Raw genomic sequence first — 22,785 nt, 5'->3', positions numbered from 1 at the left:
CTCAGTGCCCTCGCTCTTCGCGGTACATCGACCACAGGAAGTAAGAGATAAAGATCAGCATGATCAGGAACAGCACCACGGCGATCGCCGCGCCATACCCCATGCGGAAGCCATATTCCGACAGCGCCTTCTCAAACATGTAAAAGGACAAGACCCGGCTTTGCCCAAACGGCCCGCCATTCGTCATGATGGAGATCAGATCGAAGGAGCGCAGCGCGCCGATGATCGTGACCACAAAAGCGATAAAGGTCGCGGGCTTGAGTTGCGGCAGGATCACATGCCAGAGCATCCGCCAGCCTTTCGCCCCATCCAGCCGCCCGGCTTCGATCTGCTCTGGGTCCACGGCATTGAGGCCCGTGAGATACAGGATCATGCAATAGGCCGTTTGCGGCCAAAGACCGGCAAAGATGATGCCATAGGTCACAAGGTCCGGGTCACCCAGCATATTGACGGGGCCAAGGCCAACCCAGCCCAAAATCTCATTCAACAGGCCAAAGCGCGGATCATAAAACCATGTAAATACAAGGCCGACCACGATTTGCGAGATCACGAAAGGAAAGAAAAACAGCGATTTATAGAGCCGGATGCCGGTGACGGTCTGATTGAGGAACAACGCAATGAACAGCCCCGCCGGGATCGCCAGCAGGTACAGAACCAGCCACTTGACGTTGTTGATGAGCGACACCTCAAAGGCGCTGTCGGTCATCAACTCTTCATAATTGCGCAGGCCCACGAATTTCGCGGCGTTGTTCTCACCGCCAAGGCCGTTCCACTCGAACAGCGACAGGTGAAAGCTTTGGAAGATCGGGCTGATCACATAGACAAGGAAAAACAGGACCCCCGGCGCCAGAAACAGCCATGGCGTGACGGCGATTTCGTTGCGGCGGTACCAGCTTTTTCGGGCAATAGTGCGATCCATGACGACCTCCCCGGATCGGTAAGACGAAAAAGGGGTGCCCGGTTCAGCGGGCACCCCTCACGGTCACAAGGACTTAGTTGCCGTTCAGGCGAATGCGGGTTGCTTCCAGACGCTGAAGGATGTCGTCGAGGTTATCCGGGAACACCATGAATTCCTGGAAACCCTGCATCGCGACAGAGGCCATCTCGGCAGATGCATCGCGGTCAAAGAACTGCGCCACACCACCCGGAGAGTTGGAGGACAGCATTTCAAAGCCCTGCTGAAGGAACTCGTCATTGTCCACGGAGGACGCCGCGTTCACCGGAAGCTGACCAAGGTTGTCACCATTGTTGATGAGCGTCTGGTTCTCAGCCGACACAACGAAGCGCAGGAATTCACGCGCGGCTTCTTTGTTCTGTGCACCCGAGGGAATGTGGAACGTGTCGGTCGGCGCGTCTTCTGCTTTTGCGATGCCCGGTGTGATGGTCGGGAACTGGTAGAAGTCGAGCTGATCGTCGGTCAGACCACCATCGCGGAACTGCGCAACGGAGAAGTTGCCCATCAGATACGCGGCCGCTTCGCCCCGCAGCATGAACGGCAGCGCTTCCTGCCAGGAATAGGTCTGGTGATCGTCGATGAAGGCACCCATGTCGATCAGCTCACGCCAATTTTCAAAGGTCTCCCGCACCGGGGAGCTGAGCCAGCTTTCCTCGCCCGCGGTCAGAGCGGCATGGAAGTCATAGCCGTTGGTGCGCATGTTGAGATAGTCGAACCAGCCGCCAGCGGTCCACAGGAACTTCGTGCCGATGGTGTAGCACTTGATCCCGTTATCGAGGAGCGTCTGGCAGTTTGCCTTTTCCTCGTCCCATGTGGTCGGCTCTTCAAGACCGAGATCGTTATAGATGTCCTCACGGTAGTACACGCCCCACTGATAGTAGGTATAGGGCACGCCCCACTGGGCACCGTCGATGGTCATGGCGCCCTTGGTGGAGGCGAGGTTCGCGAATTCATCCTCTGCCCACAGGTCGGACACGTCTTCAAAAAGGCCAGCAGACACAAACGGGCGCATCCGGTTGGCTGCATACCAGTTGGCGACATCCGGCGGGTTCGCGCTCAGGAAGTTGCGGATCTGGGTCTTGTAGGCTTCGCGGTCGATCACGGTCAGCTCGATGTTGAGGTCAGGGTGCATTTCCCCGAAACGCTCAACCATGCCTTCCATCACCGCGCGCGGTGCCGGGTTCGACATGTCCGAGAAGATCACGAGATCGCCCGACAGCTTGGCGCCGTGGCCGCCCGCAAAGGCGGTGCCCGCGATCATCGTGGAGGCCGCAAGCGCGGCAAGGGTCGTTTTAAAAGTGGTCATTTAGGTTCCTCCCACAGGTTCCACTATTTGAAACTTAGTTTTGATTATTGAAAACGATGCCCGCATCGGTTAACGATGTCAACAGTGCTGAAGCTGACACCGCAAAAAGTTGGCCGGCCCAAGGGAGGAAAAGACGTGGCTGCACAGACGCAGGACGGAACCGTAGGCAAAGCGCTCGCGCTGTTGGATGAGGTGGCCGCATATGGCCGCCCGGTTCGTTTTGCAGAGCTACTGAGCGATTCGGATTTGCCCAAGGCCACGCTCTACCGTCTGCTGCAAACCCTCGTCAGCCAGCGGATGCTGTCGCTTGACCCCGATACCGGTTTTTACACGATGGGATCGCGCCTGATCCGGCTTGCACATGCGGCATGGCAAACGGCGACACTGGCTCCTGTCGCGCGGCCCCACCTCGATCAGCTTTCCTCGCAATTACAACAGACCGTGCATCTGGCGCAGTTGGATCACGGGCAGGTGCTCTATATCGACAAGCGCAACGCGGCGCGGCCCATCGCGATGTTCTCCGACGCTGGCAAAATCGGCCCGGCCTATTGCACTGGCGTGGGCAAGGCGATCCTTGCGTTCGTGCCAGCCGATGTGCTGGATGCCGCGCTGAAACAGCAAAGCTGGTTTCGCCACACCGAACACACCCATACGAGCGCGGAAAGCCTGCGCGCGGATCTGAAAGACATCCGCGCCACCGGCATCTCCTTTGACCGCGAAGAGCATGAGCCGCAGATCATCTGCGTTGCCGTGCCGATCCTTGATGACCTTGGCCGCCCGTTGGGGGCAATTTCGGTCACGTCCTCGACCCTGCGACATTCGCTGGACGATCTGGCCGGGTTCGCCCCCGCCTTGAAAGAAACCGCAGAAGCCATCGCCCGCGATGCGTCTGCCTATACCATACCGGGCGCTTCGCCCTCTGGCATAACAGGAGCCTGACGGACATGAATGGCGTATCGCTTTCAAAAGTCATCAAGAAATACGGTGAAACTCAGGTGATCCACGGGGTGGACCTGACCATCGAAGAGGGCGAATTCTGCGTGTTCGTCGGCCCATCCGGATGCGGTAAATCCACGCTGTTGCGGATGATCGCGGGGCTGGAGGAAACCACCGGGGGCCAGATCAACATCGCGGGCCGCGACGTGACCCATGCCGACCCGGCAGAGCGGGGCGTGGCGATGGTGTTCCAGACCTACGCGCTCTATCCGCATATGACGGTCGAGGAGAACATGGGCTTCGGGCTGAAGATGAACGGCCACCCGAAGGCGGAGATCGCGCAAAAGGTCAAACGCGCCTCGGACGTGTTGAAGCTGGAACCATATCTGAAGCGCAAACCAAAGGCCCTGTCGGGCGGGCAGCGCCAGCGGGTCGCCATTGGCCGCGCCATCGTCCGCGACCCGGATGTGTTCCTGTTCGATGAGCCGCTCTCGAACCTTGATGCGGAATTGCGGGTGGAGATGCGGGTGGAGATCGCACATCTCCACAAAAAGCTTGGCACCACGATGATCTACGTCACCCATGATCAGGTGGAGGCGATGACGCTGGCGGATAAGATCGTGGTGCTGCGCGCCGGTCATATCGAGCAGGTCGGCTCCCCGTTGGAACTCTACACCAACCCGGACAACAAATTCGTGGCGGGCTTTATCGGCAGTCCGGCGATGAATTTCGTGTCCGGCACACCCGGCGAAGACGGCGTTTCCGTGCCGGTTCTGGGGGGCCGCGCCATTGCGACCGATATCGCGATGCCCAGCGGCTCCGTCACTGTGGGTCTGCGCCCGCAGGACATCCAGCTTGCCCCCGGAGATGACCTTACGGTCGATATCGTCGAAAACCTCGGCGGAGTTTCCTATGTATATCTCGATGGCGCAAATGGAGAGCGGATCGTGGTCGAAGCGAAAGGGGTCGATGCCCCGCAAAGCGGCCAAAGGTTTACATTGAACTTCTCCCCTGATGCGGCGTTCTATTTTGATGGAACCAGCGAAGCGCGCCTGCGCTAAGCGAATCGGAGGAGCAAGGAATGGGACTTGAGCTTGGCCTTTTAGGCATCATCGGTTTGGCATTGATGATCTGGGCGATCATCTCTGTCTTTAATTCAGCGGCCAGCACCGGCGCAAAGGTGCTGTGGATCGTCGGGATTTTGGTGTTTCCCTTCGTCGGATTCATCCTTTGGCTGTTTCTCGGCCCGCGCAGCGCCAAGTAAACCGCACCGCAAGGCAATCTGGAATGGCGCGTCCCGGTTCAAGGGGCGCGCCATGCATTTTGAGGGCCAGTCCGCGCGCGTGGATTACATGACTCCTGCTTGCGGAAAGCTGCTATAAGGCGCGTGCGGGCAGCGTCCATCGGTGCGCACCCCCCTGACCGATCCGACGGCAGGTCTCTTCCGATGAGGATGATGTGTCATGGCCAAAGGCCAACTGCGCGGCAACCGCGAAGCGAAAAAACCCAAGCAAGCCAAAGCAAAGGTCAGCCTCGCCCCCGATACGCTGACCGCCCGCCTCAATGGCGGCAAGGGCAAAGCGGCCCGGTCCAAAAACTGAACGGGCGCATCTGCTCACGCCACGGACCCTCGTGGCAAGCGCCCCGGCCTGCCCCCACAGGCCGGGGACACGCGCATCAATAGCTGTATTCGCCGTAAACCTTGCTCAGATCACCCTGCCATTCATGGTGATATTTGTTGAGCAACTCATCGGCAGGTGTCTCGCCCCGGTCCACGATATCGTGGAGCGCGTTGAGGAAATGCGTCTCGTCCGGCAGCAAGCCACCGGCACCAGACCGCGCGCGCGCCTTAAGGCCTGCATGGGCGATCTCCAGACAGTCTTTGGCCAGATCGCGCATCGTGCGCCCGCCAATCTCTGCCCGCAGGCCATGCCGTGCCGCGTCAAGGCGCAGCGCGTCGCGCGTGTCCGCATCCCATCCCTTGATCAGGTCTGAGGCCGCATCAAGCGCCGATTGGTCATAGATCAGCCCGACCCAAAACGCCGGAAGCGCACAAAGCCGCCGCCACGGGCCACTATCCGCCCCGCGCATTTCCATGAACCTCTTGATCCGCGCCTCGGGAAAGATCGTCGTGAGGTGATCGGCCCAATCGCTGAGCGTCGGCACCTCTCCCGGCAGCGCGGGCAATGCGCCACGCATGAAATCACGGAAGGATTGGCCCAGCGCGTCGATATATTTGCCATCGCGATAGACGAAATACATCGGCACATCGAGCGCGTAATCCACGTAGCGCTGAAAGCCCATCCCGTCCTCGAAAACGAAGGGCAGCATCCCCGTCCGGTCCGCATCGAGATCGCGCCAGATCCGCGCGCGCCAGCTTTGCCAGCCGTTGGGCGCACCCTCAAAGAAGGGCGAATTGGCGAACAGCGCCGTGGCCACCGGTTGCAAGGCCAACGCAACGCGGAATTTCTGCACCATGTCCGCCTCGGACGAAAAGTCGAGGTTCACCTGAACGCAGGAGGTGCGGTACATCATCTGTGTGCCATGGGTGCCGACCTGCCCCATGTAGCGGGTCATCAGGGCATAGCGGCCCTTGGGCATGACATCGACATCTTCGTGCTTCCATTCCGGGGCCGCACCCAACCCGATAAAGCCCGCGCCGATCCGGTCCGCCACGTCGCGAACCTCGCGCAGATGGGTGTTCACCTCATCACAGGTCTGGTGGATCGTCTCCAGCGGCGCGCCCGACAGCTCCAACTGCCCGCCCGGCTCAAGGGAGATATTGGCCCCGTCTTTCTCAAGCCCGATCAGGAAGCCGCCTTCGCGGACCTCTGACCAGTTGAACCGGTCACGCAGCCCTTCCAGCATCACCCGGACGGAGGTGTCGCCCTCATAGGGCAGCGCGGAATGATCGCTCAGCAGATAGCCGAACTTCTCATGCTCGGTCCCGATCCGCCAATCCGACGGGGGCTTACACCCATCGGCCAGATATTGTGCAAGCTGGTCGGGATGTTCGATCGGTCCGCCGCCCGACTGTGGAATGGACATGGCAATTTTCCGTGGCTAGCCGCTCTCTGATGATCAACTACACACCGACCCAGTGAAATGGCAAGGGCGGTGACACATCACAGACTGTTTCCTGTGAGCGGTCTTTCTGGTGCGAAGATTACAAACCGGACATCACTTCGGCGCCCAATTCCTCGAAACTGTCCTCGACGACCCGGCGCAGCGCGTCAAAAGCGGAGTTGCCGCGCGCGCTTTTGCGCCACGCAAGGCCCATGGTGCGGGTCAGAGTCCGCCCCGTGAGTTTGCGCGCGACGACCTCGCTCCCCGCGTGGATTTCCGACCGGACATAGAGGGCCGGCAGGAAGGTCACGCCCATATTCATCCCCGTCATCAGCCGCAGCGCATCAAGCGATGTGCCCTCATATCGGGGCGACACACGCGCGCCGAACGTCTCGAAGACACCCATCAGCGGATCATGCAGGTGATAGGACGGGTCCAGAGACAGGATCTCCAACCCATCAAGGTCATCGGTGCGGATTTCCTTTTTGGAGGACAGGGCGTGATCCTTGGCCAAGGTCAGGAGGAAGGGTTCGCGGTACACTTCGCGCACTTCAAGCTCCGCATCGGGGATCGGCAGATGGGTGATGATCACGTCATGCACACCTTCGGCCAGTTCCTGCACCAGCCGCCGCGGGGCGCTTTCACGGATATAGAGCCGCAAGTCCGGATAGGCGCGGTGCAGTTTGCCCACCGCCGTCGGCAGCAGATAAGCCCCGACCGTCGGCATCACCCCCAGCCGCAGGGAGGTCGTCAGCCCATCATGGGTGGAGGTCGCCAAATCGGCCAGCGCGGTCGTCTCATCAAGGATCCGCCGCGCTCGCACGGCCACGTCCCGCCCCAACGGGGTCAGAAGCGCCCCCGATCTGCTGCGCTCGACCAAGGACACGCCAAGCGTCGTTTCCAACGTCTGTATCTGCGCGCTGAGCGATGGTTGCGTGATCCCAAGATTATCAGCGGCTTTCCTGAAATTCCGGGCCTCCGCGACCGCCAAGAGGCCGCGCAACTGGCGCAAGGTGATCGAGTCTGCCGGCATCTCTGACACTCCCATCCCTGATAGGAAAAAACTATTGGATAGGATGTATTGTAATGGTGGACCTTTTCAAGCGAAAGCGCCATCTACCCCAACAATTCGCCCGCTCGCCACCCTGTGGAGATCACTTCCACATAGTGGCGGAACGAAACTCTTGCGTTTTCACACGGAAATGCACGGGACAAGTTGCAATCACGGCCCTACCTCACATGGAACGAGGTAGCGCTTTTCGCGTTTCACCGCTTTAGGAGGTGTCTGGATGACGAGCACAGCAGCCCCGGCAACGCCAGAGCAGGCTGGCATTTGGCGTGTCGTGCCCGCCCTGGTGCTGGCCATCGCGGCAGGATGGTTTGCCACGTTTTTGCCGCTGATCGCGCAAGGCGAATATGCTGAATTTGTCGTCCCGTGGATACCGTCGCTCAACATTGAACTGGCGTTCCGGCTGGATGCGCTGTCACTGACATTCGCGCTCTTGATCACTGGGATCGGGGCGATCTGTTTCCTTTATGCCTCAACCTATTTCCGCAGCGATCCCCGGCTTAAGCGGTTGCTGAGTCTGTTGACACTGTTTGCCATTTCGATGCTCGGGCTGGTGCTGGCGGATGACGCGATCACGCTGTTCGTGTTCTGGGAAGGGACGACAATCACGTCTTTCCTGTTGGTGGGCTATGACCATCACAAGAAATCGGCGCGCGACAGCGCCTTGCAGGCGCTGCTGGTCACCGGTTTGGGCGGGCTTGCCCTGCTTGCCGGGTTGATCCTGATGGGTCAGGTCGCGGGCACCTACCGGATTTCCGAATGGGTGCAGATGGGCGGCATCTTCCGTGATAGCGGCCTTTATCTGGGCATGTTGACGCTGGTTTTGCTGGGCTGTTTCACCAAATCTGCGCAATTTCCGTTCCATTTCTGGCTTCCCGGCGCGATGGCGGCCCCGACGCCCGTTTCGGCCTATCTGCACTCTGCCACGATGGTGAAGGCGGGGGTTTATCTGATCGCGCGCCTGTCCCCCGCGCTGGGCGGTACGGAGGTCTGGACATGGACCCTGACGCTTGTGGGTGCCACGACGATGATCGTTGCGTCCATCTGGGCGCTCAAGCAGACCGATCTGAAACTGATGCTGGCCTACACCACCGTGATGGCGCTGGGTGCGCTGGTGATGTTCCTTGGTGGGGATTACTATTACGCCACCACGGGTGCCGTGACCTTTATCATCGTGCATGCGCTCTACAAGGCGACGCTCTTTCTTAGCGTCGGCATGTTGGACAAGATGGCGGGCACGCGCGAAGTGGAGGCGCTTGGCGGCCTGCGCCGTGCGATGCCGCTGACATGGGGGATCATCCTGCTGGCTGCGGCCTCCATGGCGGGTTTCCTGCCGTTCTTTGGCTTCATCGGGAAGGAACTGAAATATGAGGGTGCGCTTGGCGTCGCGTCGGAGCCTTTGCTGGTTGCCTCTGCTGCGGTGCTTGCGAATGCGCTGATGGTCGCCGCCGCTGGCATGGTCGCGCTCAAGCCGTTCCTTGGTGCGCAGCGCAGCCCGAAGCCCGCGCCGAGCGATCCGCCAATGACCATGTGGATCGGCCCGGCGCTGCTGGCCGTCATGGGCCTTACCTTCGGCCTGTTCCCAGATCTGATCGGCCCGACGCTGATCCTGCCGATGGCTGAGGTTGTTTATGGCGGGCCCGTCCCGGTGGAGGTCAAGCTTTGGGCCGGGGTCAACACCGCGCTTAAACTGTCCATCGCGACGTTCCTCTTGGGCTTTGTGTTCTACTGGATGCTGTCGCGCATTCGCCAGTCCCTCGACAAGGAGGTGCCACGGGTGGCCGACGCGGCGGAAGGCTATGAAATCCTGCTGCAAGGGATGAAAGACCTCGCCGCATGGACGGCCCGCACCATCCAGCCCGGAAAGATGACGTCCTATCTGCGGTACACATTCCTTTTGATGGGCGTTTTGGTCTGGGGGGCGATCCTGATCGGCACCGGCGGCATTGATCTGGAGCTTGGCGATGTGCCGATCTTCCATTCCGCGATTGTGGCGATCATTGCTGTATCCACCTTTGCGATTGTGGTCACGGGCTCCCGACTGGTGGCGATTACCGCGCTCGGGGGTGTGGGCGCCGGGCTTGCCGTGATCTTTGTGCTATATTCCGCGATTGACGTGGCGCTGACCCAGCTTTTGGTGGAAATCCTCGTGGTGGTGTTCATCGCGGTGGCGCTGTTGAAACTGCCGCGCGCAGGCACGGGGCGGTTGCGGATCGGGGATGCGAGCATCTCCGTCATGCTGGGGCTTGGCGTCACGTTTGGTCTGATGGCGGTGATGTCCACCCCGCTTGACCGGACGATCCCCGACTATTTCGAGGCGGTCAGCTATTCCGAAGCCTTCGGGCGCAACATCGTGAACGTGATCCTCGTGGATTTCCGCGCACTCGACACATTGGGCGAGATCGCCGTCGTCGTGATCGCAGCAGTTGCCGCGGTTGCGGCCCTGCGGGGCGGCGGGCAGGAGGTGGAGAAATGAATTCCCTGATTTACACCACCGCAACGCGGATCATCGTCCCGGTGACGCTGGTTTTGGCCGTGATCGTGTTGTTGCGCGGGCATAACGATCCGGGCGGCGGCTTTATCGGCGGGCTGCTCGCGGCTCTTGCCGTGGCCATTCTGGAGAAAGCCCGCGGCGTGGATGCAGCGCGCGCATGGCTGCGGGTGGAGCCGCTGACCATCGCGGGTGCCGGGCTTGTCGCCGCGATTGCGGCGGGGCTGTGGGGCGCGCTGGAGCATGGCATGTTCCTCACGGGCGTCTGGCCGTTTTATGGCCCGAATGCCGCGGGCGTGAATGAGGGTGTGCCTGCGGGCTCCATCCTTCTGTTCGACCTTGGCGTGTTTCTGGTCGTGGTGGGCGGTGTGAGCGGCATCCTGTTCACACTCGAAGAGGCGGGCGTGCCCGCCGAACAGCCCGACGATGAGGAGGATAGCTGATGGAACCGATCCTTGCGGGCCTAACAGGATTACTGGTCGCTGCGGGCGTCTATCTGATGCTATCGGGCAACCTTGTGCGCTATCTGTTCGGGCTGGTGATGCTGTCCAACGCGGCGAACCTTCTGATTTTTGTCGCGGGCGGGCTGACCCGAAGCGCGCCACCGTTGATCGAGGCCGGGCAGAAAGTCCCGGCGGAGGGAGTGGCCAATGCGCTGCCTCAGGCCCTGATCCTGACCGCGATCGTGATCGGGTTTGGCCTGTTCTGCTTCGCGCTCGCCCTTGCGTATCGCGCGTTCTACGCCATGGGCACGGCAAAGATGGATGACATGCGGCTGGCAGAGCCGTTGGAGGATACCGCGAAATGATACTGGTCTGGCCGATTGTCATTCCGATGCTGACGGCAGCCCTTTTGCTGCTGTTGCCGAACCGTTTTGCCGCGCAGCGCGCGGTAGCACTTGTCAGCTCTGTCGTGCTGCTGGGCGCGGGTCTGTTATTGCTTGCACGGGTGCTTGGCGAAGGGCCGATTGCCGCGCAACTGGGTGGCTGGGCCGCGCCATTCGGGATCACGCTTGTCGCGGATATCCTGTCAGCGGCGATGGTGGTGATCACTGGCATCATCGCGGTCGCCGTGTCGATCTATGCCTATGGCGAATTGGAAGGTGCGGATGAGGCGAATGGCCACCATGCCCTGACCCAAGCATTGTTGACGGGTGTGTGCGGCGCGTTCCTGACCGGTGATATCTTTAACCTCTATGTCTGGTTCGAAGTGATGTTGATCGCGTCCTTCGGTCTGTTGGTCGTGGGCGGCGGGCGTGCGCAAATTGACGGCGCGGTCAAATATGTCGGGCTGAACCTGATTGCGACGCTGGCATTTCTGTCGGGCATTGGCCTTCTCTACGGCACCACGGGCACGCTCAACATGGCGGACCTCGCGGGAAAACTTGATGGACGGCAGGAGGAGATGGCGGTTCTCATCTCCGCCGCACTTCTGCTGTTTGCCTTTGGCGCGAAGGCCGGGATGTTCCCCGCGTTTTTCTGGCTGCCGGCGAGCTATCACACGCCGAGCATCACCTCCGCCGCTCTCTTTTCCGCCTTGCTGACAAAGGTGGGCGTGTATGCGCTGATCCGTACATTCACGCTCGTCTATGACGTGGACGTGCCTGCGGTGCAGACCGTGCTGATCTGGGGTGCTGTGCTGACGATGGTGGTTGGCGTTTTGGGGGCCGCCGCGCAAAGCTCCGTCCGGCGCATCCTGTCATGGCACATTATCAGCCAGATCGGGTACATGATCCTTGGCCTTGCCATCTACACGCCTTTGGCGCTGGTTGGTGCGATTTTCTATCTGTTCCACCATATCGTCGTGAAGGCCAACCTGTTCCTGATCGCGGGCGTGATCAAGCGGCTTACCGGGTCAGAGGACCTCTACAAAATCGGTGGCCTGTGGAAGGCGAAACCGTGGCTGGGCGTGCTGTTTTTGATTCCGGCGCTCAGCCTTGCCGGTATTCCACCTCTTTCGGGCTTCTGGGCCAAGCTGTTGGTGATTCAGGCCTCGCTTGAGGCGGAGGGATGGCTTTTGGCCTTCTTCGCACTGGCGGTTGGATTGCTGACTGTATTCTCCATGTCGAAAATCTGGCTTGAGGCGTTCTGGAAACCGCATCCCGATGGGGATGACGCGGTGAACGGGCATGTGCCATGGTCCATGTATCTGCCGATCATCGCGCTTGCGGCGATCACGATCTTTATCGGTCTGTTTGCCGGGATGTTCGTGGACGCGGCGATCACGTCCGCCGATCAAATTCTGAACCCCGACGCCTATATCAACGCTGTATTGGGAGGGTCATGAGATGCTGCGCATTTTCCTCAAACCCCATAAGCTGATCGCGCTGATCCTGTATTTCTTCTGGGATCTGCTGACATCGAGCATTCAGGTCGCGTGGGATGTCGTCACACCCCGCTTGCGCGCGCAGCCAAAACTGCTCCGCCTGCCGCTGGATGCCAAAACGGATGGGGAGATTATGGCGACGGCGAACCTCATTTCGCTGACACCGGGCACCCTCAGCCTTGATGTGAGCGAGGACCGCAAACACCTGCTGATCCACGCGATGTTCGCCGCAAAAGACCCGGAGGCCGCCAAATCCGATCTCAAGAACGGGATCGAACGGCGGGTGCTGGAGGTGACGCGATGACCTATTTCACCTCTGTCTTTGGGCTGGAGTTGAGCGGATTTCTGGGCCTGTGCCTTGCGCTTGCCGGGCTGATGACGACCTTCGCGCTCGGCGCTGCGACATGGCGGCTCCTGAAAGGGCCGACCGTGGCGGACCGTGTGGTTGCCCTTGATCTGATCTCCATGATCCTTGTGGCGTTTCTCGTGCTGTTCACTATGGCATCAGGCGTTGGGCCGTATATGGATGCGGCGATTGTTCTGTCGCTTGTCGCGTTCCTTGGCACCGTGGCGTTCGCCCGGTTTCTGGAACGCTCCTACGGGGAGGATGAGTGATGGATATTCTGGCCGGGATATTGCTGCTTTCGGGGGGCGGTTTCGTATTGGTCGCGGGGCTGGGCATTTTGCGAATGCCAGACGTCTATATCCGCATGCATGCATCGACCAAGGCGGGCACGCTGGGCCTTGCGCTGATTTGCGGCGCGCTGATGCTGACAGCGGATAGCTGGTGGCAGGTGATCGAAGCCGGGTTCGTGACCGCATTCATGCTGGCCACGGCACCGATTGGCGCGCACCTCATCGGGCGCGCGGCCTATCGCGCGGGCGTGCCGTTTCTGGAAGGGACCAAGGTGGAAGCGGGCTGTGAGGAGTTCGGCCCACCACCCTTGACCGAGGTGAATATGGACAAGGATCACCCCGCACACCCGATGTGACATTCCGTCCATCGGGGATGCGGCGATACGCCCAACGCCTTAACCACCTGTAAATCCAAACGAAATTTACCTGCGACCGGCTGCCACTGCGCGTCTGGTCGCATTTAAACACCGGCCCCTCAGCCTATCTCTGTATCAAGAACTCAGATTTAGGGGCTGTCATATGCTTGACGCACTGCTACTCGCGCGGATCCAGTTTGCCGCGAACATCTCGTTTCATATCCTGTTCCCGACGATCACGATCGCCTTGGGCTGGTTCCTCCTGTTCCTCAAGCTGCGCTACAACCGCACGCAGGACATGGCATGGATGGATGCGTACCGGTTCTGGGTGAAGGTGTTTGCGCTCAGCTTTGGTCTGGGCGTTGTGTCGGGCATCACGATGTCCTTCCAGTTTGGCACCAATTGGCCCGGTTTCATGGAGCGGGTGGGCAATATCGCGGGGCCGCTCTTGGCCTATGAGGTGCTGACCGCGTTCTTCCTTGAGGCGATTTTCCTTGGGATCATGCTGTTCGGCTTTGGCCGGGTGTCGAACCGGGCGCATACGCTTGCGACCTTCTTTGTCGCGTTTGGTACCACGCTGTCCGCGTTCTGGATCCTTGTGCTCAATTCGTGGATGCATACACCCGCCGGGTATGAGATGCGGGATGGTGTGGCCTATGCGACCGATTGGATGGCGATCATCTTCAACCCGTCGATGCCCTACCGCCTTGTCCATATGCTGCTGGCCAGCGGCCTGACAGTGGCGTTCCTCGTCGCGGGGATCAGCGCGCTGCGCTGGCTGTGGAATGACCGTGGGCCAGACGTGATGAAGGCGATGCGCGCTTCCGTGTTTATGGCGGCGGGGCTGATACCGTTGCAAATTCTGGCAGGTGATCTGCATGGTCTGAACACGATGGAGCATCAGCCCGCAAAAATCGCGGCGATGGAAGGCAACTGGGACACCGGCGGCAATGTCCCGCTCGTCCTGTTTGCCCTGCCGAATGAAGAAACCCGGCAGAATGATTTTGAGATCGCGATCCCGAATGGCGCGAGCCTGATCCTGACCCATAGCCTTGATGGGGAAGTGCCGGGGCTGAACGATTTCGTCACCGAGGATGGTGAGATCCTGCACCCGCCTGTCGCCCCTGTTTTCTTCGCCTTCCGTGTGATGGTGGGCATCGGCATGGCGATGCTGGCGCTGAGCTGGCTCACCGCATATCAGCTCAAGCGACATGGTCAGCCGGGGGTGTGGCCTGCGCGCGCGCTCGTGGTGATGACGTTCAGCGGCTGGGTCGCGACCCTTGCGGGCTGGTACGTCACGGAGATTGGCCGCCAGCCATGGCTTGTCACAGGTGTGCTGGATACCGCGAGTGCGGCGGCAGATCACCCCGTGCCGATCCTTGGCCTGTCGCTGGCGCTGTATCTGTCGATCTATGCGGTGCTGCTGGTCGCCTATATCAGCGTGATCCTCTACATGGCCCGGACCAAGGCACAGGGTGGGCGGCTTAAAACGCCCCTCACCGATGTGCCGGTCCCAGCGGAGTAAGACATATGGAAACCTATCCGTTTCACGATTGGCTCCCGGTGGCGTTTGTCGCGCTGATGGGCCTTTCGATCCTGATCTATGTGGTGCTTGACGGGTTCGACCTTGGGGTTGGGATTCTGTCGATGACCGTGAATGAACAGGATCGCGACATCATGGTCGGCTCCATCGGGCCGTTCTGGGACGCCAACGAGACATGGCTGGTGATGGCGGTTGGGCTGCTTCTGGTCGCGTTCCCCGCGGCCCATGGGGAAATCCTGACGGCACTCTACCTGCCCGCGACGTTGATGCTGATCGGGCTGATCCTGCGCGGCGTCGCATTTGAATTCCGCGCGAAAGCACCCGGCCCCCGCAAAATCTGGTGGGACCGTGCGTTTTTCGGCGGATCGCTGCTGTCCGCCGTGATGCAGGGCTACATGCTTGGCGCCTATGTGCTGGGGCTGGAGGGAGGTGTCTCCGCGGTTGTCTTTGGGATGTTGACGGGCGTCTGCCTTGCCGCCGGCTATGCGTTTATTGGCGCGGCGTGGCTGATCGGAAAGACAGAGGGCGCGTTGCAAGTGCATTCCGTGCACCTTGCCCGGCGGCTGATCTGGGTTGCGGCGATCGGGATGGTGTCAATCTCCGTCGCGACGCCATTGGCCAGCCCTGAGGTGTTCGGCAAATGGTTCACCTTCCCCGACATCATCCTCCTTGCACCCATCCCACTGATGACAGGGGCGCTGTTCATCGCGCTGGTGCTGTTTCTCAAGGACGCCCCACGGGAGCAGGACCGTTGGGCCTGGGCACCGTTCAGCATGGCTGTGGGTGTGTTCGTGCTGGGCTTCTTTGGGTTGGCCTATAGCTTCTTTCCGTATGTCGTGCCCGGCCAGATGACGGTGTGGGACGCGGCATCGGCGCGCGAGTCGCTGGCGATCATCCTTGTCGGCGCGTTGATTGCGCTGCCGGTGATCGGTGGCTATTCGATCTGGGCCTATAAAGTGTTCGGAGGAAAGGCGACCGCCCTGCGCTACGAATGATCCATCGGAGCGCAGGAACGTTGCGTCACATTGGCCACCCGAAAACAGAGGGTTTCTTCGTTAGATTCTGCAAATTAAGGATTTTTTAGGAGTGCTATGCGTTGAACGCATATCCGACATGACCTATATGGCCTATCACGACAGAAATATGACTGCATATTCCAGCCATACCGAATCCGACGAATGTCACTTTAATTGAGATGAGGAACCGTAATGTTCGATTCCGCTGACGCACAGGCTTACACGAACGATCAGGGGGCGCGCGCGCGCCGGCTGTTCGCTGCCGTCGTCCTTGCGGCGCTCGACGACGCGATCGCAGACGATAAGAAATACGGCAATGGCCCGGATCAGATTGCCCGTTGGGCACGGTCCCGCGATGGCCGCGATGTGCTGATGTGTGCGGGTATTGACCCGTCCGAGCGCTCCGTTGAGGGGCTGATGGAATTTGTGCGCCGGGGTGTTCGTACCTCCGTCGCGCTGTCCCGTGAGGAAAGCGAGCGTCGCAACGCCGCCTGATCCACGCCATGACTGAACAAAAGCGCCGCCCCGGACACACTGGGGCGGCGCTTTTACTTTGCACAGAACAGCACGCCCGAACACCCTCCTCCCATGCCCGAAAATCTGCTAGACCCGTTCAATGCCCCCGTCAGAGGGAGCGGCAAATCGGGCCATTCGGGGAGGACGACATGCGCTGGTCTATTCATCACGTTAATCTGGAAGCAAAGGACGTGGCCCGCACCGCGCGGTTCTATGCCGATGTGCTGGGCATGGCGCAGGGGACATGGGCGTTTCCGGCCTCCCGCGGGTATCTGCCGGGCGGCAGCGACCGGCTCGCGCTGTTTGGCGATGGGCGCGAAAGCCACACGGGGCTGCACCTGATCGCCCCGGATGAGGACTTCGCGGAAAAGAATGGCCTGCTGCACAACCCGTCCAAGGGCGGGCATTATGCGATCAATGTCGATGATCTGGACGCCCTCAAAGCCCGCCTGCGCGCCGCCGGGGTGCCATATTCCGAGACGGGAGAATTCGCGATCCCCGGCCTGCGGCACCTCTATTTCTGCGACCCGGAGGGGAATTTGATTGAGGCGAATGGTCGGGTTTAGTCCTTGTTTGTCTGTTATATCCGTTCAAACGTGATTGGATCACCGTTAGCTTCAGCGAACGCAGCTTGGAGACTAATCAGGTAAACCCTGCAGTCATGTAAGTGAGGATGAGCTTCAGAGTTCAATATCGGTTCACAACAATAGCTCAAGATTAATGCTGCTTGCGCATGTTCGATCGTAGATCTAACGCGATTTTTACTCAGATAAGAAACGCTGAGTAGCCCGTCTTCAACAGACTGGTAATCGGTTTCTGAAATCCTCTCAAGTCCTTCTGGATTAGGATGCGCGCCATTCGAAATCAATCGCTCATTGAAATGCCGCCACAATGGCCAAAGCAAAGGTTCGCGCGCTGCAGCGATCTTTTTGAATTGGTTCTTCCATCTATTCCGAAAACCATTCTCTGTGTTCCGATTGAGCCATAGCTGGTGAAACTCAGTCTCATTTCTCTCCATTTCGTCGGCGAGAATATACAAATATGCGCCAGCTTCGATGACGAAACGATGAAGTAATGCGCTAGAAAGCGGCGAGCCAATCAGGATAGCTATCGAAGCCTGACGAATCGCAACAAATGCCGAACTAGAAATCATCGCGATCTCGCGACTTACTGCTTCCCTACGGCTATTATCAAGTGCCTCGCATAAACCGTCCGTGCGAACAAAAAGCTCTGGAAGGGCGGCCAAGGGAGCGTCCAAGTTATGAATTGCCCCCAGCCTCATTGTTTCTAGGTCCGGGGCGCTGCCCGTTCCTCGCTGAAAACGATCCACTGGATCGTTTTCCGGGCGCTCGTCACCCATCCATCTTCAGCGCATTGATAAACGCCTCCTGCGGGATTTCGACCCGGCCGAATTGGCGCATCTTTTTCTTACCCGCTTTTTGCTTGTCCAACAGTTTGCGCTTCCGCGTTGCGTCCCCGCCATAGCATTTGGCGGTCACGTCCTTGCGGAGGGCGGAGATGGTTTCGCGGGCGATCACGCGGCCGCCGATGGCCGCCTGGATCGGGATTTTGAACAGGTGCTGCGGGATCAGCTCTTTGAGTTTTTCGCACATCACCCGACCCCGTGCCTCCGCGCGGGAACGGTGGACCATGATGGACAACGCGTCCACAGGCTCCTCATTCACCAGCACCTGCATCTTGACCAGTTGATCCTCGGCATAGCCGATCATCTCATAGTCAAAGCTGGCATAGCCCTTGGACACCGATTTCAGGCGATCATAGAAGTCGAACACCACTTCGCTGAGCGGCAGGTCATAGACCACCATCGCACGGGTGCCGACATAGGTGAGGTCAAGCTGCATGCCGCGCCGATCCTGACACAGCTTCAGCACATCACCGAGGAATTCGTCAGGCACAAGGATGGTTGCCTTGATCCGTGGCTCCTCCACCCGGTCGACCTTGACCACATCGGGCATGTCGGCGGGGTTGTGCATTTCCAGCATCGTGCCATCGCGCAGATAGACATGGTAAATCACGCTCGGGGCGGTGGTGATCAGGTCGATCCCGTATTCCCGCTCCAAACGGTCGCGGATCACTTCGAGGTGCAACAGGCCAAGGAACCCGCAGCGAAAGCCGAAGCCAAGTGCTGCGGATGTTTCCATCTCACTGCTGAAAGACGCGTCATTCAGCGACAGCTTTTCGATCGCGTCGCGCAGATCCTCAAACTCGGCGCTATCCACCGGGAACAGGCCGCAGAACACCACGGGTTGAGAGGGTTTGAAGCCCGGTAGCGGCTTGTCCGTGCCCTTTTTCTCGGTCGTGATCGTGTCACCCACGCGGGTGTCGCGGACCTGTTTGATGGATGCGGTCAGGAAACCCATCTCGCCGGGGCCAAGCTCGTTGATGGGCTGCATACCCGGGCGGAACACGCCAACACGCTCCACCGGGTAAAGGCCGCCCGTGGCCATCATCTTGATCTTGTCGCCCTTTTTGAGAACGCCGTCGATCACACGAACGAGCACGACCACACCCAGATAGGCGTCATACCAGCTGTCCACCAGCATCGCCTTGAGGGGGGCGTCACGCTCCCCTTTGGGCGCGGGCAGGCGGGTGACGATAGCTTCCAGCACGTCGGGCACGCCGATGCCGGTCTTGGCCGAGATTTCGACCGCATCGGACGCGTCGATCCCGATCACATCCTCGATCTGTTCGCGGACGCGGGCGGGTTCAGCCGCAGGCAGGTCAACCTTGTTCAACACGGGCACAATCTCATGATCCGCTTCCATCGCCTGATAGACATTGGCGAGCGTTTGCGCCTCCACCCCTTGCGAGGCGTCCACCACGAGAAGCGAGCCTTCGACCGCGCGCATGGAGCGGCTGACCTCATAGGCGAAATCGACATGGCCGGGCGTGTCGATCAGGTTCAGGATATAGGTCTCCCCATCCTTTGCCGTGTATTCCAGCCGGACGGTGTTCGCCTTGATCGTGATGCCACGCTCCCGCTCGATATCCATCGAATCAAGCAGTTGTTCCTTCATGTCACGGTCGGCAACGGTCGATGTTAGCTGGATCAGACGGTCTGCCAGCGTCGATTTGCCGTGATCAATGTGCGCAACGATGGAAAAGTTGCGGATTTTCGCGAGCTCAGTCATAGTTTTGCCTGACTAATAGGTGTATACCTGTCCAGTCTGCATTTGGGGGAAGTGAGGCAGAGGAACATGCTGCTTCATTTGCAATTTTCGGGGGAAAAGTCCATGCGATATGTTGGTTTTGCAGCTTTCACACTTCTGGTTTCCACAACGGCGGCGTCTGCGGCTGATATTGGGGCGGCCTGTATCGAAAACGGTGGGCGCACGCCCGCGCAATGCGCCTGTTTCGCGGAAATGGCCGCGACCTCTCTGACGTTGGATGATCAGGCCTATGTCGTGATGATGATGCCTGGTCCCGCCGCCACCCGCGCGGCGCTGCGGGACATGGCTGGTGACGCGGAAGCGTTCATGCAGCGCTACGTCGCGTTTTCCGCTGCTGTGGAGCTTCAATGCCCAAGTTGATACCTGCGGTCCTGCTGCTTATCGCGGGACCACTGACTGCCCATGCCGGACCACTGGCTGATGTCTGCCAAGAGGATGGCGGAACATCCACGCAATGCGCCTGTTTTGAACAGCAAATGCAAGGCGAACTCAGCGCGGATGAGCAGGACTTGCTCATCGGGATGATGAACCAGGACATGGACGCCATCATGAAAATGGCAGAGTCCGAAGGCATGATGGAACGGATGGAAGCCGTGATGAATGGCGTTGCCGCGACCTGCTCGTGAGCGGGATTATTCGCCCGCCTCTCTCATGTCACGGCGAAAGGTGGCGATCAGCCCGTCGATCGCCTCTTCCAACTGGGCGATGACAAGCTCAAACCCATCATTCCCGTAATACGGATCGGGCACGTCCCGACCACGCGGGCCGGAGGCGAAATCGCGCATCAGCGCCACGCTCGCCCGACTGCCCGCAGGGGCCATCGCTTCAAGATCGCACAGATTGTCCTTATCCATCGCGATGATCAGATCAAACTGATGGAAATCGGCAGGCAGCACCTTGCGGGCGCGCAGCGGTGTCAGATCATAGCCATGGGCCTGCCCGGCGGCGATGCTGCGCGGATCCGGGCTGTTCCCGATATGCCAGCCGCCCGTGCCAGCGCTGTCACATTCCACATCAAGCTCATTCGCGCGCGCGCGAAAGATCGCTTCAGCGGTCGGTGAGCGGCATATGTTCCCCAGACATACAAAAAGAATTTTGGTCGTCATTTGTTTTCGTTCTTTAGTCTTTTAAAGGAACTTAACGGAGGTATCGGGTATGAGCAATTGGATTGTTATCCTCACGGGTGCGGGCGTTTCAGCCGAATCCGGGCTGGGCACATTTCGGGACAAGGACGGGATGTGGACGAAATACGACCTGAGCGAGGTGGCAACGCCCGAAGGATATGCCCGCAATCCGGGTCTGGTGCATGATTTCTACAATGCACGGCGGCGCAATTGCCTTGATGCCAGCCCGAACCCGGCGCACGCCGCCCTTGCCACATTGGCGGCGCAGCGATCCGTCACGCTCATCACTCAGAATGTCGATGATTTGCATGAGCGGGCGGGCAGTCGGGACGTGATCCACATGCACGGGGAGTTGACCCGCGCGTGGTGTCTTGCCTGCGATCAACGGATGGACTGGCGCGACGACCTGACGACCGAAACGCCCTGCCCCAAATGCGCCACCCCGGCACTGCGCCCGGATATCGTCTGGTTCGGGGAAATCCCCTATCATATGGAGGAGATCGACATGGCGTTGCGACAGGCCAGCCTGTTCGTCGCGATCGGCACCAGCGGGGAGGTTTACCCCGCCGCCGGTTTCGTGGCCGAAGCCCGCGCCATGGGTATTCCAGCGCTGGAGTTGAACATGGAGCCAACCGGCGGGCGGTTCGACGATGGGCGCTATGGCCCGGCCTCACGCATCGTGCCGGACTGGGTCAACGAGATGCTTGGCACATAACACGAAAACCCCGCGTGGCATCAGCCAAGCGGGGCCCAAATTCCAGATCGCAAAGGATCAGTTGGCGGCGAGCGCCTTTTCGATGTCGCGCTTGACCTTCAGCGCCTTGGGGGACAGTTCGTCCACCTTCGCCTTGGCCAGAAACGCGTCAAGCCCACCACGGTGATCCACCGTGCGCAGGGTGGAAGCAGCCACCTTGAAGCTGAAGCTGCGCCCGAGCGTGTCGCTCATCAGGGTCACATCGTTCAGGTTCGGCAGGAACCGGCGGCGGGTTTTGTTGTTTGCGTGGCTGACATTGTTGCCAGTCAGAACGCCCTTGCCAGTCAATTCGCAGCGACGAGACATGATGTCGTCCTCATCTTATCTAAGTGTACGTTGAGGGCCGTGGCGCGAGTCACCCGCGCGGCCCGAAATCTCTATCGGTGGGATCGTTTACGCACAAGGGCACGGGGCGTCAAGCGGGGGTGTGAATTTGTCCGACTTCGCCGGTCCCGAGCCGGCCCGCTGGCCCGCCCGAGGTCACGCCAAACCCGATTTCGCGTGCATGAACGCTTCAAGCGCCTGCTCCGCCGCGTCCTCCGGCGTGATGTCACCCGTTTTCACCTGCGCCTCCAATCGCGCAAGCTGTTGGGCCACACCCGGCGCGGCCCGGAACCGGCTCCGTAGCCCTTCTTCGATTTCCTGCCGGAACCAGTAGGTTGCCTGCTCTGCCCGGCGCTGATCGAAAATACCCTGCGCCTGCCGCCAGTTGAGCAGGGTCGTCAAATCAACCCATGCCTCCTCCAAACCGTGCCCCTCCGTTGCGGAGACGGGTTTGGCGCGTGGATACCCCTCTGGATCATGAGGCCGCTTTCGCAACAGCCGCAGCGCACCTGCGTAATCAGCCGTTGTGCGCACGGCGGTCGATTTCAGATCGCCATCGGCCTTGTTCACCAGAATCATGTCGGCGATTTCCATGATCCCGCGCTTGACCCCCTGCAATTCGTCGCCGCCCGCAGGCGCGAGCAGCAAAAGGAACGCGTCGGTCATGTCCGCCACCATCGTTTCTGACTGGCCAACGCCGACGGTTTCGACCAGCACCACGTCAAACCCGGCGGCCTCACACAACAGGATCGCCTCTCGCGTGCGGCGCGCGACGCCACCCAGCGTGGACCGGCTGGGAGAGGGGCGGATATACGCCTCTGGCGCGCGTGACAGCAGGTCCATCCGGGTCTTGTCCCCAAGGATCGACCCGCCCGACCGGGCCGAGCTTGGATCAACGGCCAGCACCGCAACGCGCAATTCCCGCGCGATCAGCATCAGGCCAAACGCTTCGATAAACGTGGATTTCCCCACACCCGGCGTGCCGGACAGCCCGATCCGCAACGCTGGTTTTCCGGGCATCTCCACCGCCCGCAAGAGCGCCCGCGCCTGTGCGCGATGATCCGCGCGGGTGGATTCGACAAGGGTGATCGCCCGTGACAGCGCCCGCCGGTCGCCCGCTTGAATGGCTTTTGCGATTTCTTCGGGGGCTTGCACGGCGCCATGCCTCCTTCACTTG

At 60.1% G+C, this 22,785-nt stretch carries 27 protein-coding genes; 18 read left to right on the top strand and 9 right to left on the bottom strand.

Annotated elements, in window-relative coordinates; genetic code table 11:
• Position 1: 1 nt before the first annotated feature.
• Both FHS89_RS03050 and FHS89_RS03045 read right to left on the bottom strand, forming a co-directional pair.
• Positions 2 to 919, bottom strand: a complete 918-nt coding sequence (locus FHS89_RS03050; protein WP_184008340.1) for a carbohydrate ABC transporter permease — start codon at positions 917 to 919, stop codon at positions 2 to 4.
• Between the two features lie 73 nt (positions 920 to 992).
• Positions 993 to 2,261 carry an ABC transporter substrate-binding protein gene (locus FHS89_RS03045; RefSeq protein ID WP_184008338.1) on the bottom strand — a complete coding sequence of 423 codons (1,269 nt, stop codon included), beginning with the start codon at positions 2,259 to 2,261 and terminating at the stop codon, positions 993 to 995.
• Positions 2,262 to 2,396: 135 nt separating this feature from the next.
• Here FHS89_RS03045 and FHS89_RS03040 point away from each other — a divergent pair, with 135 nt between their 5' ends.
• The 4 genes from FHS89_RS03040 (at position 2,397) to FHS89_RS03025 (ending at position 4,798) form a co-directional block, all read left to right on the top strand.
• Positions 2,397 to 3,200, top strand: a complete 804-nt coding sequence (locus tag FHS89_RS03040; protein ID WP_343051322.1) for an IclR family transcriptional regulator — start codon at positions 2,397 to 2,399, stop codon at positions 3,198 to 3,200.
• Between the two features lie 5 nt (positions 3,201 to 3,205).
• On the top strand, positions 3,206 to 4,258 hold the full coding sequence (locus tag FHS89_RS03035) for an ABC transporter ATP-binding protein (RefSeq protein WP_184008333.1): 1,053 nt from the start codon (positions 3,206 to 3,208) through the stop codon (positions 4,256 to 4,258).
• Between the two features lie 20 nt (positions 4,259 to 4,278).
• Positions 4,279 to 4,461, top strand: coding sequence for a PLDc N-terminal domain-containing protein (locus tag FHS89_RS03030; RefSeq protein ID WP_184008331.1), 183 nt, complete (start codon positions 4,279 to 4,281; stop codon positions 4,459 to 4,461).
• A gap of 199 nt (positions 4,462 to 4,660) precedes the next feature.
• Complete coding sequence (locus FHS89_RS03025) at positions 4,661 to 4,798, top strand: hypothetical protein (RefSeq protein WP_184008329.1); 138 nt, start codon at positions 4,661 to 4,663, stop codon at positions 4,796 to 4,798.
• Positions 4,799 to 4,874: 76 nt separating this feature from the next.
• On the opposite strand, the gene FHS89_RS03020 is transcribed toward FHS89_RS03025, so the two are convergent.
• Both FHS89_RS03020 and FHS89_RS03015 read right to left on the bottom strand, forming a co-directional pair.
• Positions 4,875 to 6,245 (bottom strand): glutamate--cysteine ligase, encoded by a 1,371-nt coding sequence (locus FHS89_RS03020; RefSeq protein ID WP_184008327.1) that lies wholly within the window; start codon positions 6,243 to 6,245, stop codon positions 4,875 to 4,877.
• A gap of 118 nt (positions 6,246 to 6,363) precedes the next feature.
• On the bottom strand, positions 6,364 to 7,296 hold the full coding sequence (locus FHS89_RS03015) for a hydrogen peroxide-inducible genes activator (protein ID WP_184008325.1): 933 nt from the start codon (positions 7,294 to 7,296) through the stop codon (positions 6,364 to 6,366).
• A 256-nt stretch (positions 7,297 to 7,552) separates the two neighbouring features.
• On the opposite strand from FHS89_RS03015, the gene mbhE reads away from it, so the two are divergent.
• The 11 genes from mbhE (at position 7,553) to FHS89_RS02960 (ending at position 16,781) form a co-directional block, all read left to right on the top strand.
• Positions 7,553 to 9,808, top strand: coding sequence for a hydrogen gas-evolving membrane-bound hydrogenase subunit E (gene mbhE / locus FHS89_RS03010; RefSeq protein ID WP_184008323.1), 2,256 nt, complete (start codon positions 7,553 to 7,555; stop codon positions 9,806 to 9,808).
• Complete coding sequence (locus tag FHS89_RS03005) at positions 9,805 to 10,266, top strand: MnhB domain-containing protein (protein WP_184008321.1); 462 nt, start codon at positions 9,805 to 9,807, stop codon at positions 10,264 to 10,266. Before mbhE ends, FHS89_RS03005 begins: the two co-directional genes overlap by 4 nt.
• Positions 10,266 to 10,631, top strand: a complete 366-nt coding sequence (locus FHS89_RS03000; RefSeq protein ID WP_184008318.1) for a Na+/H+ antiporter subunit C — start codon at positions 10,266 to 10,268, stop codon at positions 10,629 to 10,631. Before FHS89_RS03005 ends, FHS89_RS03000 begins: the two co-directional genes overlap by 1 nt.
• On the top strand, positions 10,628 to 12,109 hold the full coding sequence (locus FHS89_RS02995) for a Na+/H+ antiporter subunit D (protein WP_184008316.1): 1,482 nt from the start codon (positions 10,628 to 10,630) through the stop codon (positions 12,107 to 12,109). Before FHS89_RS03000 ends, FHS89_RS02995 begins: the two co-directional genes overlap by 4 nt.
• Position 12,110: 1 nt before the next feature.
• The gene (locus tag FHS89_RS02990) at positions 12,111 to 12,452 is read left to right on the top strand and encodes a Na+/H+ antiporter subunit E (protein ID WP_221229205.1); all 342 of its coding nucleotides are present in this window, start codon (positions 12,111 to 12,113) and stop codon (positions 12,450 to 12,452) included.
• Positions 12,449 to 12,763, top strand: coding sequence for an MrpF/PhaF family protein (locus FHS89_RS02985; RefSeq protein WP_184008314.1), 315 nt, complete (start codon positions 12,449 to 12,451; stop codon positions 12,761 to 12,763). The genes FHS89_RS02990 and FHS89_RS02985 overlap by 4 nt, the downstream gene beginning before the upstream one ends.
• A complete protein-coding gene (gene mnhG / locus FHS89_RS02980) occupies positions 12,763 to 13,140 on the top strand; it encodes a monovalent cation/H(+) antiporter subunit G (protein WP_184008311.1) in 378 nt (125 codons plus the stop codon). Before FHS89_RS02985 ends, mnhG begins: the two co-directional genes overlap by 1 nt.
• A 163-nt stretch (positions 13,141 to 13,303) precedes the next feature.
• On the top strand, positions 13,304 to 14,665 hold the full coding sequence (locus FHS89_RS02975; RefSeq protein WP_184008309.1) for a cytochrome ubiquinol oxidase subunit I: 1,362 nt from the start codon (positions 13,304 to 13,306) through the stop codon (positions 14,663 to 14,665).
• 5 nt (positions 14,666 to 14,670) lie between these two features.
• A complete protein-coding gene (locus FHS89_RS02970) occupies positions 14,671 to 15,678 on the top strand; it encodes a cytochrome d ubiquinol oxidase subunit II (RefSeq protein ID WP_184008307.1) in 1,008 nt (335 codons plus the stop codon).
• A 213-nt stretch (positions 15,679 to 15,891) separates the two neighbouring features.
• Positions 15,892 to 16,194 (top strand): DUF6280 family protein, encoded by a 303-nt coding sequence (locus tag FHS89_RS02965; protein WP_184008305.1) that lies wholly within the window; start codon positions 15,892 to 15,894, stop codon positions 16,192 to 16,194.
• Positions 16,195 to 16,364: 170 nt separating this feature from the next.
• Complete coding sequence (locus FHS89_RS02960; protein WP_184008303.1) at positions 16,365 to 16,781, top strand: VOC family protein; 417 nt, start codon at positions 16,365 to 16,367, stop codon at positions 16,779 to 16,781.
• Between the two features lie 14 nt (positions 16,782 to 16,795).
• Here FHS89_RS02960 and FHS89_RS02955 read toward each other — a convergent pair whose 3' ends face one another.
• On the bottom strand, positions 16,796 to 17,575 hold the full coding sequence (locus tag FHS89_RS02955) for a hypothetical protein (protein ID WP_184008301.1): 780 nt from the start codon (positions 17,573 to 17,575) through the stop codon (positions 16,796 to 16,798).
• On the bottom strand, positions 17,568 to 19,367 hold the full coding sequence (lepA, locus tag FHS89_RS02950; RefSeq protein WP_184008299.1) for a translation elongation factor 4: 1,800 nt from the start codon (positions 19,365 to 19,367) through the stop codon (positions 17,568 to 17,570). Before lepA ends, FHS89_RS02955 begins: the two co-directional genes overlap by 8 nt.
• A 102-nt stretch (positions 19,368 to 19,469) precedes the next feature.
• Here lepA and FHS89_RS02945 point away from each other — a divergent pair, with 102 nt between their 5' ends.
• Positions 19,470 to 19,766, top strand: a complete 297-nt coding sequence (locus FHS89_RS02945; RefSeq protein ID WP_184008297.1) for a hypothetical protein — start codon at positions 19,470 to 19,472, stop codon at positions 19,764 to 19,766.
• The gene (locus FHS89_RS02940; protein ID WP_184008295.1) at positions 19,754 to 20,032 is read left to right on the top strand and encodes a hypothetical protein; all 279 of its coding nucleotides are present in this window, start codon (positions 19,754 to 19,756) and stop codon (positions 20,030 to 20,032) included. Before FHS89_RS02945 ends, FHS89_RS02940 begins: the two co-directional genes overlap by 13 nt.
• 6 nt (positions 20,033 to 20,038) lie before the next feature.
• On the opposite strand, the gene FHS89_RS02935 is transcribed toward FHS89_RS02940, so the two are convergent.
• Positions 20,039 to 20,512 carry a low molecular weight protein-tyrosine-phosphatase gene (locus FHS89_RS02935; protein WP_184008293.1) on the bottom strand — a complete coding sequence of 158 codons (474 nt, stop codon included), beginning with the start codon at positions 20,510 to 20,512 and terminating at the stop codon, positions 20,039 to 20,041.
• A 49-nt stretch (positions 20,513 to 20,561) separates the two neighbouring features.
• Here FHS89_RS02935 and FHS89_RS02930 point away from each other — a divergent pair, with 49 nt between their 5' ends.
• The gene (locus FHS89_RS02930; RefSeq protein ID WP_184008291.1) at positions 20,562 to 21,245 is read left to right on the top strand and encodes an NAD-dependent deacylase; all 684 of its coding nucleotides are present in this window, start codon (positions 20,562 to 20,564) and stop codon (positions 21,243 to 21,245) included.
• Positions 21,246 to 21,302: 57 nt separating this feature from the next.
• On the opposite strand, the gene rpmB is transcribed toward FHS89_RS02930, so the two are convergent.
• Together rpmB and meaB are read right to left on the bottom strand one after the other, a co-directional pair.
• The gene (gene rpmB / locus FHS89_RS02925; protein WP_184008289.1) at positions 21,303 to 21,590 is read right to left on the bottom strand and encodes a 50S ribosomal protein L28; all 288 of its coding nucleotides are present in this window, start codon (positions 21,588 to 21,590) and stop codon (positions 21,303 to 21,305) included.
• A 174-nt stretch (positions 21,591 to 21,764) separates the two neighbouring features.
• Positions 21,765 to 22,763: a methylmalonyl Co-A mutase-associated GTPase MeaB gene (meaB, locus tag FHS89_RS02920; RefSeq protein ID WP_184008286.1), complete on the bottom strand. Its 999-nt coding sequence runs from the start codon at positions 22,761 to 22,763 to the stop codon at positions 21,765 to 21,767.
• Positions 22,764 to 22,785 lie beyond the last annotated feature (22 nt).

Source organism: Rubricella aquisinus (assembly GCF_014199445.1).
Taxonomy (GTDB): Bacteria; Pseudomonadota; Alphaproteobacteria; order Rhodobacterales; family Rhodobacteraceae; genus Rubricella; species Rubricella aquisinus.
This window is presented reverse-complemented; position numbering and strand designations above follow the sequence as displayed.

What these genes read in the sequence shown, in the direction of transcription:
- FHS89_RS03050 (WP_184008340.1), bottom strand. Translation starts at nt 919, where the DNA reads ATGGATCGCACTATTGCCCGAAAAAGCTGGTACCGCCGCAACGAAATC.
- FHS89_RS03045 (WP_184008338.1), bottom strand. Translation starts at nt 2,261, where the DNA reads ATGACCACTTTTAAAACGACCCTTGCCGCGCTTGCGGCCTCCACGATG.
- FHS89_RS03035 (WP_184008333.1), top strand. Translation starts at nt 3,206, where the DNA reads ATGAATGGCGTATCGCTTTCAAAAGTCATCAAGAAATACGGTGAAACT.
- FHS89_RS03030 (WP_184008331.1), top strand. Translation starts at nt 4,279, where the DNA reads ATGGGACTTGAGCTTGGCCTTTTAGGCATCATCGGTTTGGCATTGATG.
- FHS89_RS03025 (WP_184008329.1), top strand. Translation starts at nt 4,661, where the DNA reads ATGGCCAAAGGCCAACTGCGCGGCAACCGCGAAGCGAAAAAACCCAAG.
- FHS89_RS03020 (WP_184008327.1), bottom strand. Translation starts at nt 6,245, where the DNA reads ATGTCCATTCCACAGTCGGGCGGCGGACCGATCGAACATCCCGACCAG.
- FHS89_RS03015 (WP_184008325.1), bottom strand. Translation starts at nt 7,296, where the DNA reads ATGCCGGCAGACTCGATCACCTTGCGCCAGTTGCGCGGCCTCTTGGCG.
- mbhE (WP_184008323.1), top strand. Translation starts at nt 7,553, where the DNA reads ATGACGAGCACAGCAGCCCCGGCAACGCCAGAGCAGGCTGGCATTTGG.
- FHS89_RS03005 (WP_184008321.1), top strand. Translation starts at nt 9,805, where the DNA reads ATGAATTCCCTGATTTACACCACCGCAACGCGGATCATCGTCCCGGTG.
- FHS89_RS03000 (WP_184008318.1), top strand. Translation starts at nt 10,266, where the DNA reads ATGGAACCGATCCTTGCGGGCCTAACAGGATTACTGGTCGCTGCGGGC.
- FHS89_RS02995 (WP_184008316.1), top strand. Translation starts at nt 10,628, where the DNA reads ATGATACTGGTCTGGCCGATTGTCATTCCGATGCTGACGGCAGCCCTT.
- FHS89_RS02990 (WP_221229205.1), top strand. Translation starts at nt 12,111, where the DNA reads ATGCTGCGCATTTTCCTCAAACCCCATAAGCTGATCGCGCTGATCCTG.
- FHS89_RS02985 (WP_184008314.1), top strand. Translation starts at nt 12,449, where the DNA reads ATGACCTATTTCACCTCTGTCTTTGGGCTGGAGTTGAGCGGATTTCTG.
- mnhG (WP_184008311.1), top strand. Translation starts at nt 12,763, where the DNA reads ATGGATATTCTGGCCGGGATATTGCTGCTTTCGGGGGGCGGTTTCGTA.
- FHS89_RS02975 (WP_184008309.1), top strand. Translation starts at nt 13,304, where the DNA reads ATGCTTGACGCACTGCTACTCGCGCGGATCCAGTTTGCCGCGAACATC.
- FHS89_RS02970 (WP_184008307.1), top strand. Translation starts at nt 14,671, where the DNA reads ATGGAAACCTATCCGTTTCACGATTGGCTCCCGGTGGCGTTTGTCGCG.
- FHS89_RS02965 (WP_184008305.1), top strand. Translation starts at nt 15,892, where the DNA reads ATGTTCGATTCCGCTGACGCACAGGCTTACACGAACGATCAGGGGGCG.
- FHS89_RS02960 (WP_184008303.1), top strand. Translation starts at nt 16,365, where the DNA reads ATGCGCTGGTCTATTCATCACGTTAATCTGGAAGCAAAGGACGTGGCC.
- FHS89_RS02955 (WP_184008301.1), bottom strand. Translation starts at nt 17,575, where the DNA reads ATGGGTGACGAGCGCCCGGAAAACGATCCAGTGGATCGTTTTCAGCGA.
- lepA (WP_184008299.1), bottom strand. Translation starts at nt 19,367, where the DNA reads ATGACTGAGCTCGCGAAAATCCGCAACTTTTCCATCGTTGCGCACATT.
- FHS89_RS02945 (WP_184008297.1), top strand. Translation starts at nt 19,470, where the DNA reads ATGCGATATGTTGGTTTTGCAGCTTTCACACTTCTGGTTTCCACAACG.
- FHS89_RS02940 (WP_184008295.1), top strand. Translation starts at nt 19,754, where the DNA reads ATGCCCAAGTTGATACCTGCGGTCCTGCTGCTTATCGCGGGACCACTG.
- FHS89_RS02935 (WP_184008293.1), bottom strand. Translation starts at nt 20,512, where the DNA reads ATGACGACCAAAATTCTTTTTGTATGTCTGGGGAACATATGCCGCTCA.
- FHS89_RS02930 (WP_184008291.1), top strand. Translation starts at nt 20,562, where the DNA reads ATGAGCAATTGGATTGTTATCCTCACGGGTGCGGGCGTTTCAGCCGAA.
- rpmB (WP_184008289.1), bottom strand. Translation starts at nt 21,590, where the DNA reads ATGTCTCGTCGCTGCGAATTGACTGGCAAGGGCGTTCTGACTGGCAAC.